We start from the raw sequence: 14,292 nt of genomic DNA on the forward strand, positions 1-14,292 counted from the left end.
CTTAATATATCAGTCCTAGCAGATCTTCAGGTGTAATATTTCCAAAGTATTTTTTGACATCGATCGTCTCGATTTTCGCTTGCAGGTCTTCTTTGGCATAGCGGGTACCGACTAACGCTTCTTCGACATCTTGAATGTCTCCTAACCCAAAGAAATCACCAAATATCTTCGCCTCAGAAATTCGGCCTTCTTGGACATTCAAGCGGATTTCGATGGAACCGATGGGAAACCGATGGCGCCGTTCTATATCAAATGCAGGAGATTGTCCATAATTCCAATCCCAATTGCGGTAATATTTGTCCGATATTTCATTGATTTTGATCCAATCTTGATCGGTCAACGTGATGGTTTTGACATCATTGATAGAAGACACGCCAAATATCTTTAACAAAATTTCATCCCGAAAGTCTTCTGTCGTCATTTCTTGCTTTTCTTTCGGCAAGAAAGGCTTGATATTGGTCACCCGAGAACGAATCGATTTGATGCCTTTTGATTCGATTTTGTCTTTACGAACCTTCAATGCATTGACGACTTCGTTGATATCACTATCAAACATAATCGTTCCATGAGCAAACATTCGTCCGTTCGTTGCATACATAGCATTGCCGGAGAATTTTTGATCATTGATCACCAAATCATTTCGACCTTTCAACTGCGCACCTTCAACCCCCATCTCATGGAGAGCTTGGATGATCGGTTTGGTCAATTTTTCAAAATCTCTAAATGAATTGCCATCGTCTGGCATGATAAAACTAAAGTTTAGATTGCCAAAGTCATGATAAACGGCCCCACCGCCGCTAAAGCGGCGCACAACATGGATTTGATGAGCATCCACATAGTCTTGGTTGATTTCTTCAATCGTATTTTGATTGCGACCAATAATGATCGATGGTTCATTGATGTAAAAAAGCAAAATGGGTTCATCGATCTTCATTTCTTGCAGTAAAAAGATTTCAATCGCTAAATTGATCCTTGGATCATGCAGCTCATTTGGCACAAAAAGCATTCTTTAACACCCTTTCTATTATATCTCAAATATTTTTTGAACAGCTGCCAATTCTACTGGTATGCCATCTGCAGCCAATGCTGCTTCTTCTTTCAATTGTTCTAAATTGCCATGTTGCGGCAGATGAGTCAACACCAATTTTTTGACATGTGCTTCATGGGCGATCTCACCAGCTTCTTTTGACGTAAAATGGGCATGATGCCGCTCGTTGCCAGCAAAAAGATAAGTATCTGCCAAAAACAAATCTGCTTCTTGCGCAAACTCGACAAAAGAATCAAGATAGCCGGAATCTCCGGTAAATACGAACACCTTTCCGGTGCTTTTTTCGACAAAGCGCATGCTATAGCATGTAACTGGATGGATCGTTTTCATAAATGTGATTGAAAAAGGGCCCAACTCTAACGACTCTGACTGAAGATAGTCATAGCCTTTCGTCACACCTGCCATCGTTAGCGCCTCAAAGTGAACACGGTCTTCCCCATGACCATAGATCGGTAATTCGCCGCGGTGTTCTGACTGCGGAAAAAGTTGCCAATAATACTGCAATACACCAAGATCTGCAATATGATCATGATGATAATGACTCAGTATGACCGCATCCAACGATAATGGGTCGAGTATTTTCTCCAATTGGACGAGGGTGGTACTACCTGCATCTAACAATAGGTGAAAGCCCTCCGATTCCAGTAAATAACCGGTGGTCCCTTCTCCTTGATACGGGTATGCACCTAAGCATCCAAGTACGGTCAATTTCATGTTGTTTCCTCCTTCATTCCGACTTTAGTTTCATTCTCACTGTCCCTATGCTATCACAAAGTGGATTATTTGAGCAAAGAAAGAAAACAACGCCTATCCAACAGTCGATAAGCGTTGCAAGTTGATTAGGAGACAGTCAGCGCTTGATCTTCTTTCAACGCTTCATAAAATGCGGCATTTAGGGCATAGGCATAGGCATTCGCCCATAAAACCCCGATAACCAATGCTAAGAGCCCCAAAATGAACCAGCCGATCAATGAGATCTGCAGCCAAATATATTGCCATAGTGATGGTTTCAACAGTCGCCACGCTTGTTTCAAAGATTGTCCCAACGTCAACTCGGGATAATCATAGCGCAGATAGATGGCGATTTGGAAAATACCACTGATGATCTGTGATAAGAAGAGGAACAAAATCACCGAAATAACCAAGCTGATCACAAAAGCAATCGATTGATTCAACAATGAACGGTCTGCCGAAAAACCATGGTTGAACGACAAGACCAGTTCCAGATATTGATTGAAACCGCTCAGTACAAATTGCGGCAAGAAAATCAACAATCCCAATACATAGTTCACGAAAACATTCAGTAGATTTAAGCTGAAAAATGCTGGATACAACCGTCTATCGAAGACCAAAAAGATAGTCGACAGTTTGACCCTGCTGTCGCGCACCAGCAGCAGTCCCATTATGCTTAAGCCAAAAGTAAACGCAAAATTGATGAAGTTTTCTAGAATAAAATCAATCCATGTTTGACTGCCGCTGATTCCTGCATTGAGACCCACTGTCCCCAAAATACTGCTAAGGACAGATTGAATAGCAATCGTTGCCAAAATACTTATAACCATCGTCCCCCAAAAACCGCGCAAGGCATTTTTGGCAGACTGACGGATCACATCATTTGTTCTCATCGTTTCACCCTAATAACTGCGCAGCGCTTTGACAGTTTTATCATCCAAGCGGCGCACGACTTCACTGACCAACTTCACTGTGTTCAAGTAATCATCCTCATGAATGATCGATGTATGAGAATGCAAATAGCGTACTGGCACTGTGATAGCGATCGATGGCACACCGTCACGAGTCAAATGCATTTGTCCAGCATCCGTCCCGCCACCGGTAATCACGGTATATTGGAAAGGAATCTCCATTTCTTCAGCGACAGAAATCACAAAGTTCAATAGTTTTTTGTGAGGGATCATCGAAGCATCAAAGATCAATACTTGAGGTCCTTTACCTAAAACAGAATCCGCTTCTTTCGGTGTCATACCAGGTGTATCGCCAGCAGTTCCTGTATCCAAAGCAATGGCGATATCAGGATTCACTAAGTGGGTACTCGTTCTCGCACCCCGTAAACCAACTTCTTCCATCACGTCACTACCAGCAAAAAGGCAGTTTGGATGACCTTCGGCAGCCAACGTTTCCAATACCCGTAACGAAACGGCTGTACCGATCCGGTTATCCCAAGCTTTTGCCAAGAGGAATTTACTGTCATTCAACCGTTTGTATTCGATGTATGGCGTGATCATATCACCTGGGCGGATGCCCCATTCTTTGGCTTGTGTATCACTGCTGGCACCGATATCAATAAACATATCTTTGACATCATATGGTTTATTCCGCGTTTCTGAACTTAATACATGTGGCGGTTTCGAGCCAATCACACCATGGATCAATTGACCGGCTTGCGTCTTGATTTCGACTTGCTGCGCCAACATGACTTGCCCCCACCAACCACCTAATGTTTGAAATTCGATAAAGCCCTTCTCAGTGATCTTGGTCACCATAAAACCGACTTCATCCATATGACCCGAGATAAAGATTTTTGGCCCACCACCGTCACCGACGTGTTTGGCAACAACACTGCCTAATCCATCAAAAAAGATATCTTCTGCAAAATCTTTGGCATAGGCCTTAAAGACTTCTCGAACCTCCTCTTCATTACCAGGTACGCCACGGGCGCTTGTTAAATCGATCAACAGCTGTTCTTCTTTTTTATCCATCTTTGTGCTTGTCCTCCTTTGTTTCATTCTCTACGATTATACCATTGTCTTTCCCACAACGTGCAGACAAAACAAAAAAGAGCGAAAAATTTCGCTCTTTTTGTTTCAGCGTTCAATGATCCGCAAACAGAGTTTGACCGTGATCAAATAGGCCAGTAAATACACCAGTAACGCCGCACCTGCGAATAAGTATGCTACCCAATACCCGCGGCTATCGATGATCTGCGTCAAGGTATTGATGGCAAAGATCGCATGGAGAATTGCCAGTAAAGTCCCCGGCATAAAGATCCAAATATTTTGCCAATAAATCAGCTTGCGAATTTCATGTCGCTTGTACCCTAATTTTGTCAGCAGTTGATAATTGCGTTTTTCTCTTTCGGTGTTGGAAAATTGACGAACGATCAAACTGCTGGAGGTCGTGATCAAGACGATCACCCCAACAAACAAAGAAACAAATAGAATGATTCCTCCTTGCCGCCGTACACTACGCATCGTTGTAAAACGATCTGCACTGTTTAAACGATACACAGTCATTTGATTAACGTTCTCTGTATCTTCAGCGCCAAAGACAGCCTGCGATCCGTTTTTCCCTTTGATCCATTGATACGTGATCGGTTCGACCCATTCTGGTTGAAGTGCGTCACTAATTACTTGGTGCGTTGCTTCTGATACGCTGCCTTTCGTTTGAAGATAGGTTACCCCATATTGATAGCCGGAAAGTTGCGTGTATGCTGCATCACTTACGACCAATACATTCGCCAATGCGTATCGTAATGAATCATCACCTAAATAATCAAGTTCCGTTTGAACCAACGTGAAATTTGCAGTATCGGCTACCCGTACTTGATCACGATAGGTTCGGAATGCACTGGTTATATCATAATCACTATCAAACAATGCCGCCTCTTGTCCTTTGATCTCCACTGTTGGTGTTTCCACCAACAATCGCCGCAATTGGTTGTATTGGCTAAGGGAAAGGACATTGACCATTACTTCTTCTTGGGTGTTTCCCGTTGTTTCCCCTAAATATTTTGTGTAGATAGCCATATTGGTCATCTTAAATGTCACGGTTTGATCCGCGGTGAGTAAGACTTGGTTTTCTTTCAACGTCTCACGCAATGCTTGAGCCTGGGTTTCTGCTACCTGATAAGCGACAGGATATATCCGACTTGTTGCTTGGTAATTCAACGAAATCATCCCCATCGTTCCACCAATCAAGGAGATTGCGATGGCTGTGACCACTGTCAAAAACGCATAACTCTTCCACGTTCGCTGTAAATAGGCCCGCACATTGTTGTATGCAATCAACTTGGCGCCTTTGATATTGCGTTTTTTTGGTCGACTCAGCCAATGCAAAAACGCTGGCAATGTACAATCAAAAAAGATATAGGTGGCGGTGATACAACAAAAAAGAATCAATAACGGGATCCAAAGAATCGCCGAAAAGTCTTGTGTATAGGTTATATATGTTTGCCATGTTTCTTTTAGAAATAGTGATAGATAATATCCGACACCAAGCAAAATCAATCCTAGAACACCCATCAAGACACGGAAAGGCGTCATTTTCATTTTATTGATTGGCAAACGATACTCTGTTTTCAACGTTTCGCTCATGGGGGTACGCCAGACAAACAACAGCACTTGACCGCTCAAAATCAACATAGCAGCCAGGAAAACTATGATCGTAGTCACTATCGACCGCGAAGAATTAAAAAAATGGCTAGTCAACGTCAAACCCATGGCGCGAATCAAAATCATGGAGAAAAATTTTGAAAAAATGATCCCCATAAATATACCAACAATCAATGAAAAAAAGTTCAACAAAAATGTTTCTCGCAACAATAGCCACGCCAGCCGACCGCGGCTCAGACCCAACAGTTGATAGACACTGATTTCCTTTTGTCTTTGACTGAGGAAAAAGTGATTGGCACTAAGCATAAAAAATAAGACGACAAATGCTACGACACTACTGCCAAAACCTAACACACCCTCGATCCGGATGTCTTGCTGTACGCGCTGGGTCAACAAACGATCATTCATCATAGCACTGAAAGAATAAAAGATCATGACTGCTGTCATCATACAGATAAAATAGACACCATAGTTGCGGCTTTGTTTTAAAAAACTGCGCCAACCGATTTTAAACAACATGTCGAGGGCCGCCTCCGATCGTTGCCTGCATATCAATGATTTTTTCGAAAAATTCTTGTCTCGACCCTTTTTTCGTTACTTCTGCAAAGAACACGCCATCCCTAATGAACAAGATTCGATTGCAATAACTTGCTGTGAAGGGATCGTGGGTAACCATTAATATCGTGGTCTTTTCCTGTTGATTGATTTGGTCTAAGTACCGCAACAATTCCGTTGCAGCTTTCGAATCCAAAGCACCCGTAGGTTCATCCGCAAACAATACAGACGGCTGACTCACAATCGCACGCGCAGCTGCGACCCGCTGTTTTTGCCCAACAGACAATTCTTCCGGATAGCGATCTAAAAGATGCGTAATGCCCAACAATGCCGCAATCTGGCTAATCCGGTGATCGGTTTCCTCGATAGGCAAACGATCAATAGCCAAAGGCAATAATATATTGTCTTTGGCAGACAATGTATCCAATAAATTGAAATCTTGAAAAATAAAGCCGATCTCTTTTCTTCTAAAGTCACTCAAGCGATTCTCAGACATTCGGGTAATATCTTTCCCATTGATATAGATTGACCCCAAACTAGGGCGCAGAATGGAAGACAATAAGTTCATCAACGTCGTTTTACCGGCACCGCTTGGCCCCATGATCCCGACAAACTCTCCTTTATCAACGACAAAGGACAAATTGTCTAACACTTTTGTTTGGTTGAACCGCGTGCCATAGGATTTGGTCAAATGTTTGACATCGATCATATTTCTCACAAAGAACCCCCCTTTTTTTCATCATTTCTTCTCTATGGTAGCACACTTTCTCATTGAAAACCGTTTACGCAAAAAATCGCAAAAATTTTTTTATCAATTTTTTATTCATTGTGTGAAACATGGAACAATCCAAACCTTGTTGTTATCACTTTTAAAGCATTTTCTCCAAATGAATATGCACTACATATTGTGTATATCCAAGTACATAGCAGAATTATCCACTATATATAGTTGCTCATTCTTCTCTTTTGTTTTATCATATTGTAGAAGATAGGAGTGGTTCCAATGATGGACATTAAGAGAAATCTTGAACAAGGATTGGCTAGACAGCCTCATTTAGCAAAGGTAAAAATCGTCAAACGCGATGGTCGATTGGTGGATTTTGATGATCAGAAAATCTATGACGCGTTAGTCAAAGCTCAAAAAAAAGTCAATGGTGAATTATCCCCCATCGATCATGAAACTATTATGGAGATCGTTGAAAGCATTGATCAAGAAATAGCTGCTCGTTTTCAAACGAACGTCAAAATATACGAAATCCAAAATGTCGTTGAACATATATTATTGGCAAAAAATGAATATGCATTAGCAGAAGAATATATCAATTACCGTACAAGACGTGATTTTGAACGCAGCAAAGCCACTGATATCAATTTTACGATCAATCAATTAATGAATAAAGATCAAGCTGTTGTCAATGAGAATGCCAACAAAGACAGTAATGTCTTCAATACACAGCGGGATTTAACAGCTGGTATCGTTGGCAAATCGATTGGTTTGAAGATGTTGCCTCCGCATGTAGCAAATGCCCACCAAAAAGGTGACATCCATTATCATGATTTGGATTATCATCCTTATACACCGATGACCAACTGTTGCTTGATCGACTTTAAAGGCATGCTGAACAATGGTTTCAAAATCGGCAACGCTGAAGTCGAATCGCCAAAATCGATCCAAACAGCGACCGCCCAAATTTCGCAAATCATTGCCAATGTCGCTTCCAGTCAATACGGCGGCTGCTCTGCTGATCGTACCGACGAGTTACTGGCACCATTCGCTGAATTGAATTATCAAAAACATTTACGCGATGCAGAAGAATGGATTGAGACAGCCGACCGCAGAGAAGCATATGCCAAAAGCAAAACCCGTAAAGATATTTATGATGCAATGCAAAGTTTAGAGTACGAGATCAATACATTATTCACGTCAAATGGTCAAACACCGTTTACTTCATTAGGTTTTGGCTTAGGTACTTCTTGGTTTGAGCGTGAGATCCAACGGGCTATCTTGCAAATTCGCATCAATGGTTTAGGTAGCGAAAAAAGAACGGCTATTTTCCCAAAATTGATTTTCAGTGTCCGTCGCGGGGTCAATCTTGAAGCGACTGATCCTAACTATGATATCAAAGAATTGGCGTTAGAATGTGCCACCAAGCGGATGTATCCTGATATTTTAAACTATGACAAATTGGTGGAATTGACAGGCAGTTTCAAAGTACCAATGGGCTGTCGCTCATTCTTGCAAGGTTGGAAAAATGAACACGGTGAAGAAGTCAATGTTGGTCGGATGAATCTAGGCGTAGTCACATTGAACATTCCCCGTATTGCTTTAGAAGCCCATGGCGACCAAGACAAGTTTTGGGCGATCCTAGCTGATCGTTTGCAAATCGCCAAAGATGCATTGGTCTATCGTGTGGAGCGTGTCAAAGAAGCCAGTCCTGCTAATGCCCCTATTTTATATATGTATGGTGCTTTCGGCGAACGTTTGGATCGTAAAGACAACGTGGATCAGCTATTCAAAAACAAACGGGCCACTGTTTCATTGGGTTACATTGGCTTATATGAAGCAGCTGCAGCCTTCTTCGGCGGTGAATGGGAACATGATCCAAAGGCAAAAGACTTTACGTTGGCAATCGTGAAAGAATTGAAAGCCCACGCGGATGCCTGGGGAGACGAATATGGCTATCACTTCAGCGTGTATTCAACGCCTAGTGAAAGTTTGACTGACCGTTTCTGTCGTTTGGACACCGAAAAATTCGGCGTGATCGACAATATCACAGACAAAGAATACTATACGAACAGCTTCCATTACGATGTGCGTAAAAACCCAACCCCATTTGAAAAATTGGACTTCGAGAAAGATTATCCACAATATTGTTCAGGTGGTTTTATCCATTATTGTGAATATCCAGTCTTGCAACAAAACCCGAAAGCTTTAGAAGCAGTTTGGGATTTTGCCTATGACCGTGTCGCATACCTTGGAACAAATACGCCAATCGATCATTGTTATGCTTGTGATTATGAAGGAGATTTCAATCCAACCGAACGTGGATTCGAATGTCCGCAATGCGGCAACCATGATCCCAAAAGTTGTGACGTTGTCAAACGGACTTGCGGTTATTTAGGAAATCCTCAAGCACGACCGATGGTCAACGGCCGCCACAAAGAAATTTCTGCGCGTGTCAAACACTTGCAAGAATAAACGATCCCCTTTTATATCCAATTGAGAAGGAAGAAAAACAGTAAGGTTTTTCTTCCTTTCTTCCAAAAAAAGAAAGAAGTTTGAAGATGAGAAATCCAAATCCTAAAGAATGGCAAGCACAAGACTATAGTCAAAATAGAATTGCTGATTACAAAGCCTATAATTTTGTTGATGGCGAGGGTATCAGAAATAGTTTATATGTCAGCGGTTGTCTCTTTGCTTGTGAAGGCTGCTTTAACAAAGCTGTCCAAAATTTCAACTACGGTGTCCCCTTTACACAAGAATTAGAAGACCAAATCATAGAGGATCTTAGACCAGATTATGTTCAAGGATTGACTTTGCTTGGCGGTGAACCTTTCTTGAATACACCTGTCTGCTTGCAAGTCGTTGACCGTGTTCGTCAAGAATTTGGTCACAGCAAAGATATTTGGAGTTGGTCCGGTTACACGTATGAAGAATTGCTAGTTGACACCCAAGACAAACTGGAACTCCTCAGCAAAATCGATATTTTGGTAGATGGCCGCTTTGAATTGAGCAAACGTAATTTAAACCTGCAATTTCGCGGCAGCAGCAATCAACGAATCATCGATGTCGCTGCCTCAAAAGCGCAAGGCAAAGCTGTTATTTGGGCCAAGTGCAAAGATGCCGAAGAAAGTTATGAGCAGATAAAGAAACAGATTTGATAGAATAGTTAAATACCCCTGGATCAAGACCATGCAAAGAGGTCTTGATTCAGGGGTATTCTTTTCTCAACTGAATCAACGATTCAAATACTTGCATGCTTCCTTCATACGCAAAGATGCGATTTCTGTCTTTTTCTTGTTTCGTTAATCCTCTTCAGCTACCTGCCATAAAGGCAAAACAATATTCTCATAGGTCAATGGGTCCAAATTAGTCACCGTGATGCCCAATAAACGGATCCCATTTTCCAGTCCTAAGACCTCTTCCCAGATCAAACTTGCCTCTGAGAAAAGTTGTTCTTTCTTGTGAACATATACTGGCAGCGTCACCCGTTTGGTGATGGTGGAATAGTCAGTATAACGAACTTTTAACACCACTGTTTTCCCATGTTTTTGTGTCCGTTTGAGGGCTTCTGCGACTTCTTCAGCTATTGCGCGCAATTGACTCACCACTTGTTCTTCTGTGGTCAACGGATTGCCATAGGTGTGCTCTTTACCGACTGATTTGCGTTCTCTTGTGACACTAACTGGAGAGTCATGAACGCCACGGACTTTCCGATATAACGAATAGCCCATCTTGCCAAAAGCCCGAATCAACGCCATTTCACTCATTTCGTACAATTCCGCACCCGTATAAATGCCCATTTCATGCATACGAGGTACTGTTTTCTTACCGATTCCGTGAAATTTTTCGATTGGCAATTGTTTTAAGAAAGCCACAGCATCTTCAGGCATCACGACGGTCATGCCTCTTGGCTTATGATAATCTGAAGACAGCTTAGCCAAAAACTTGTTGTAACTGACTCCTGCTGAACAAGTTAGCTGCGTTTCTTGCCAGATGTCTCTTTGGATCATGCGGGCTATTTTAATAGCAGAAGGACAATCAATTTTATTTTCGGTGACATCAAGATACGCTTCATCGATTGATACTGGCTCGATGATATCGGTGTATCGGTGAAAAATCGCTCTGACTTGCTGGGAAACTTCACGATATTTCTGATGATTGCCGGGTTTAAAAATTGCTTGCGGACACAATTCAAAGGCTTTTTGAGCACTCATCGCCGAATGGATGCCATACTGCCGCGCCAAATAATTCGCCGTTGTCACCACACCTCGGCCGCCCGTATCACTCGGATGACGAGCGATCACTAAAGGGTGTTTCGCCAACTCTGGATCATCGCGTTCTTCGACGGACGCAAAAAAGGCATCCATGTCTATGTGAATGATTTTGCGACTGGTATTATTATGTAAAGGAAATTGTAACTCAGACATGCTTATCACCTCGTCATGTCTATTATAAACGAACAAAAGTTCCCTTACAATAGTCTTGAACCATCAAAAAAAGAATATCAGCAATTGCCGATACTCTTTTTTGATCAAGTACGCTATGACGGATTATAAAGCCGCTGATCCGCGTTCTTTCGTCCGAATCCGTACCGCTTCTTCCACAGGATAGACAAAAATTTTGCCATCCCCGACTTCATCGGTATTACAGATCGAAATAATCAACGCAATGACAGCTTCAACCTGTTGGTCTTCTACGACAAAGCACACAGTCACTTTCGGCAGCAATGTTGTAATCACTGCCTGACCGCGGATATATTCTTTCAACCCTTTTTGTTTCCCGTAACCAAGAACTTGATTAACGGTCATGCCGCTAGTGACATCTGAAAGATCCAACGCAGCTTTCAATTCTTCAATTTTTTCTTGGCGAATAATCGCTTCAACTTTTTTCATGTCAGTTCCTCCTATGTTAAGAATCTAAGCCCATAAAGGTTGGATAGGCTGTTTCATCGTGTTCAGCTCGGTCCATACCTACTGCTTCTGCTTGTTCAGATACACGAATCGGCATAAATAATTTGATGACCCGAATCAATACATAAGAAACGATTCCTGCAAATAAAAGCGTGAAGACGATGCTTTCAAGTTGGGCAATAAACAAATCCAACCCACCGTAGATCAATCCAGAACGACCTCCCACTGCTGGATCTGCGAAAATCCCTGTCATGATTCCGCCAAATACTCCACCGATTCCATGACAACCAAACGCATCTAAAGCGTCATCTAATCCAAAGCGATGTTTGATCACTGAAATAAAGTAATAACAAAATGGGCTCACGAGCGCGCCAATCAAAAAGGAAGACCATAATGATACAAAACCTGCACCAGGTGTGATCGCAACTAAGCCGACAACAGCACCTGTACATGCGCCTACGATCGTTGGTTTACCTAACATCAACTTCTCAATCAGCATCCAAGATAACATTGCACTGGCAGCCGCTGTATTGGTTGTCATCAACGCGTGGATCGCCAATCCGTCTGCTGCTAGTGCTGAGCCTGCATTGAAACCGAACCAGCCGAACCATAATAAGCCTGCTCCCAAAACAACGAAAGGAATATTATGAGGACGATATTCAGTTTGATGAAATTCACGACGTTTACCTACCACGACTGCTAATACCAGCCCACTGATACCAGAACTGATATGGACCACATTCCCACCTGCAAAATCAATAGATCCAATGGCATCTAAGAAGCCACCACCCCATACCATATGCGCCATCGGAAAGTAAACCAAGACTAGCCAAAAGCCGATAAATAAGAATATTGCTGAAAAACGCATTCTACCAACAACTGCCCCCGTGATGATCGCTGTTGTGATCAAAGCGAACATCATCTGGAATCCAGCAAACAATCCTTCAGGAATGCCCTCGCCTTCAGACATCGATACATGATTGAAAAATACTTTGTCAAGATTGCCGATAAAGGATCCTGAACCGCTGAAAGACAGTGAATACCCTAATGCCACCCACAATACCGAAGCCAATCCCATTGTACAAATGACCATCATCATCGTATTCAAGATATTCTTCCTACGTTCAAGTCCACCATAGAAAAATGCCAATGCTGGTGTCATTAAAAATACCATCCCACTACAAATCAAAATAAATGCTATATTTCCCGAATCCATTTTAAACGCCTCCTCATCTATCTGAGTGTTATCCTATCACCTAGAAACCCCCAAATCCAGCGTTTTTTGAAAATTTGCAAAATTTTCTGAAAATTCATTACGCTGAATGTTAGAAAACATCACATAAACAAGATGTGTACATAGTTGATGAGAAAAAAGACTGTCCATTTCGGACAGTCGTAATTTTAACAATCTATCTTTATTTTTGTTGAGTTACTCCCCGGTGTCGATTGCATGGTATGCGTTGTACACAACTTGTTTCTTCACTTGATTACGTTTGGCCACTTCTTTGATAGCCTCTTTTGAAGACATACTTTCAGCAATCAATGCATCAACCTGTTCGACATAGCTGCCTTCATACAGCACTTGTTCCGGTTCTCCCGCACCTTCCACCATCAAACAGCACTCGCCTTTTAAGGTATGCTCTGTCAGGTAAGCCGACAGTTCAGATAATGTCCCCCGTAAGTATTCTTCGTGGATCTTGGTCAACTCTCGACAAATCACAGCTTGCCGTTCACCGAAGACTTCTTTGATCACATCAATGGTATTGGCAATACGATAGGGTGATTCATAGAAAATCATGGTACCTTGTTGCGTGACCATTTCAGTCAGCGCAGCCACTTGCTCTTTCTTTTTTCGTGGCAAAAACCCATAAAACAAGTGTGGTTGCGGAGATAAGCCAGAAGCAATCAACGCGGTCAATCCCGCGGTTGGCCCAGGCAGGGCAATCACAGCGATCCCTTCAGCGATACAGGCTTTGACTAACTCGTGACCGGGATCACTGATAGAAGGCATGCCAGCATCACTACATTGGGCAATGACATTGCCTGCTAATAACTGCGACACTAGTTGCGGAACTCGTTCTTTATAATTGTGCTCATGCAAACTTTTTTGCGGCGTCGTGATCTCGAAATGATTCAACAGCTTTTGCGTATTCCGTGTATCCTCACTAGCAATCAAATCGGCTTCACCTAAGATTTTGACACAACGAACCGTCATATCTTCTAGATTTCCGATCGGTGTAGGCACTAAATACAGCTTTCCCGCATCTTGTTTATAACTTTGTTGTTTCTGCATTGCTGCTCCTCTCCAAAAAAAGATCAGCTTTACCTGATCTTTTTCTTTGTAGCTTCTATTTATTTGCCGCTTTCTCGATAAATCACTTCAAGACAAAAAGCACATGGCTCATCATGCTCTCTTCTAGATCCATATAAGTCGTAACAGACATGGAAGCCTTCCTCATAGATTTTCTCTAAGTTCATCCTTGATTTGGACAACTCTTGTTTGGCACTTTCGGCAGGCGCATCTGCGACGAGATTCAGCTCGCGAATATGTTCTCGCAGCCGTTGGTTTTCCAATTCCAGAGTGGTATTTTTTTCAACGATTTCTTGCAGCGATTGTTTCATTTCCCCTAGATTGTTCAAGGAGTTTTGCAACTCCGCTTCTAATTGATTCAATCCGTCATATAGGGATCGTTTATCCATGCTCAT

General features: G+C 42.2%; 13 protein-coding genes. 2 read left to right on the forward strand and 11 right to left on the reverse strand.

Annotation, left to right across the window (positions count from 1 at the left end; genetic code table 11):
- Nucleotide 1: 1 nt before the first annotated feature.
- The 6 genes from lplA to A5886_RS09540 form a co-directional block, all read right to left on the reverse strand.
- Entirely contained in the window at nucleotides 2-1,006 is a 1,005-nt protein-coding gene (gene lplA / locus A5886_RS09515; RefSeq protein ID WP_086274862.1) for a lipoate--protein ligase, read from the reverse strand.
- Nucleotides 1,007-1,024: 18 nt separating this feature from the next.
- Nucleotides 1,025-1,762, reverse strand: a complete 738-nt coding sequence (locus A5886_RS09520) for an MBL fold metallo-hydrolase (RefSeq protein ID WP_086274864.1) — start codon at nucleotides 1,760-1,762, stop codon at nucleotides 1,025-1,027.
- Between the two features lie 125 nt (nucleotides 1,763-1,887).
- A complete protein-coding gene (locus tag A5886_RS09525) occupies nucleotides 1,888-2,673 on the reverse strand; it encodes a DUF975 family protein (RefSeq protein WP_256926196.1) in 786 nt (261 codons plus the stop codon).
- 9 nt (nucleotides 2,674-2,682) lie between these two features.
- On the reverse strand, nucleotides 2,683-3,765 hold the full coding sequence (locus A5886_RS09530) for a M42 family metallopeptidase (protein ID WP_086274866.1): 1,083 nt from the start codon (nucleotides 3,763-3,765) through the stop codon (nucleotides 2,683-2,685).
- Between the two features lie 105 nt (nucleotides 3,766-3,870).
- Nucleotides 3,871-5,916, reverse strand: a complete 2,046-nt coding sequence (locus A5886_RS09535) for an FtsX-like permease family protein (protein WP_086274868.1) — start codon at nucleotides 5,914-5,916, stop codon at nucleotides 3,871-3,873.
- A complete protein-coding gene (locus A5886_RS09540) occupies nucleotides 5,906-6,670 on the reverse strand; it encodes an ABC transporter ATP-binding protein (RefSeq protein ID WP_086274870.1) in 765 nt (254 codons plus the stop codon). Before A5886_RS09540 ends, A5886_RS09535 begins: the two co-directional genes overlap by 11 nt.
- Before the next feature lie 285 nt (nucleotides 6,671-6,955).
- Here A5886_RS09540 and nrdD point away from each other — a divergent pair, with 285 nt between their 5' ends.
- Complete coding sequence (gene nrdD, locus A5886_RS09550; RefSeq protein ID WP_086274871.1) at nucleotides 6,956-9,151, forward strand: anaerobic ribonucleoside-triphosphate reductase; 2,196 nt, start codon at nucleotides 6,956-6,958, stop codon at nucleotides 9,149-9,151.
- Nucleotides 9,152-9,237: 86 nt separating this feature from the next.
- Nucleotides 9,238-9,834 carry an anaerobic ribonucleoside-triphosphate reductase activating protein gene (nrdG, locus tag A5886_RS09555; RefSeq protein WP_086274873.1) on the forward strand — a complete coding sequence of 199 codons (597 nt, stop codon included), beginning with the start codon at nucleotides 9,238-9,240 and terminating at the stop codon, nucleotides 9,832-9,834.
- A 144-nt stretch (nucleotides 9,835-9,978) separates the two neighbouring features.
- Here nrdG and dinB read toward each other — a convergent pair whose 3' ends face one another.
- The 5 genes from dinB to A5886_RS09580 all read right to left on the reverse strand — a co-directional run bounded on the left by dinB (nucleotide 9,979) and on the right by A5886_RS09580 (nucleotide 14,286).
- On the reverse strand, nucleotides 9,979-11,103 hold the full coding sequence (gene dinB / locus A5886_RS09560; protein WP_086274875.1) for a DNA polymerase IV: 1,125 nt from the start codon (nucleotides 11,101-11,103) through the stop codon (nucleotides 9,979-9,981).
- 123 nt (nucleotides 11,104-11,226) lie between these two features.
- On the reverse strand, nucleotides 11,227-11,568 hold the full coding sequence (locus tag A5886_RS09565) for a P-II family nitrogen regulator (protein WP_086274877.1): 342 nt from the start codon (nucleotides 11,566-11,568) through the stop codon (nucleotides 11,227-11,229).
- Between the two features lie 16 nt (nucleotides 11,569-11,584).
- Nucleotides 11,585-12,802: an ammonium transporter gene (locus A5886_RS09570; protein WP_086274879.1), complete on the reverse strand. Its 1,218-nt coding sequence runs from the start codon at nucleotides 12,800-12,802 to the stop codon at nucleotides 11,585-11,587.
- A 213-nt stretch (nucleotides 12,803-13,015) separates the two neighbouring features.
- Nucleotides 13,016-13,879, reverse strand: a complete 864-nt coding sequence (gene rsmI, locus A5886_RS09575) for a 16S rRNA (cytidine(1402)-2'-O)-methyltransferase (RefSeq protein ID WP_086274881.1) — start codon at nucleotides 13,877-13,879, stop codon at nucleotides 13,016-13,018.
- Between the two features lie 59 nt (nucleotides 13,880-13,938).
- Nucleotides 13,939-14,286: a DNA replication initiation control protein YabA gene (locus A5886_RS09580; protein WP_086276032.1), complete on the reverse strand. Its 348-nt coding sequence runs from the start codon at nucleotides 14,284-14,286 to the stop codon at nucleotides 13,939-13,941.
- Nucleotides 14,287-14,292: the final 6 nt, after the last annotated feature.

Origin of the sequence: Candidatus Enterococcus testudinis (assembly GCF_002140915.1) — a bacterium.
Classification (GTDB): domain Bacteria; phylum Bacillota; class Bacilli; order Lactobacillales; family Enterococcaceae; genus Enterococcus_D; species Enterococcus_D testudinis.

Excerpts from the sequence above, each read along its gene's own strand:
- rsmI (WP_086274881.1), bottom strand. The coding sequence starts at position 13,879 with ATGCAGAAACAACAAAGTTATAAACAAGATGCGGGAAAGCTGTATTTA.
- nrdG (WP_086274873.1), top strand. The coding sequence starts at position 9,238 with ATGAGAAATCCAAATCCTAAAGAATGGCAAGCACAAGACTATAGTCAA.
- dinB (WP_086274875.1), bottom strand. The coding sequence starts at position 11,103 with ATGTCTGAGTTACAATTTCCTTTACATAATAATACCAGTCGCAAAATC.
- A5886_RS09570 (WP_086274879.1), bottom strand. The coding sequence starts at position 12,802 with ATGGATTCGGGAAATATAGCATTTATTTTGATTTGTAGTGGGATGGTA.
- A5886_RS09565 (WP_086274877.1), bottom strand. The coding sequence starts at position 11,568 with ATGAAAAAAGTTGAAGCGATTATTCGCCAAGAAAAAATTGAAGAATTG.
- A5886_RS09520 (WP_086274864.1), bottom strand. The coding sequence starts at position 1,762 with ATGAAATTGACCGTACTTGGATGCTTAGGTGCATACCCGTATCAAGGA.
- A5886_RS09525 (WP_256926196.1), bottom strand. The coding sequence starts at position 2,673 with ATGAGAACAAATGATGTGATCCGTCAGTCTGCCAAAAATGCCTTGCGC.
- lplA (WP_086274862.1), bottom strand. The coding sequence starts at position 1,006 with ATGCTTTTTGTGCCAAATGAGCTGCATGATCCAAGGATCAATTTAGCG.
- A5886_RS09530 (WP_086274866.1), bottom strand. The coding sequence starts at position 3,765 with ATGGATAAAAAAGAAGAACAGCTGTTGATCGATTTAACAAGCGCCCGT.
- A5886_RS09535 (WP_086274868.1), bottom strand. The coding sequence starts at position 5,916 with ATGTTGTTTAAAATCGGTTGGCGCAGTTTTTTAAAACAAAGCCGCAAC.
- nrdD (WP_086274871.1), top strand. The coding sequence starts at position 6,956 with ATGATGGACATTAAGAGAAATCTTGAACAAGGATTGGCTAGACAGCCT.
- A5886_RS09580 (WP_086276032.1), bottom strand. The coding sequence starts at position 14,286 with ATGGATAAACGATCCCTATATGACGGATTGAATCAATTAGAAGCGGAG.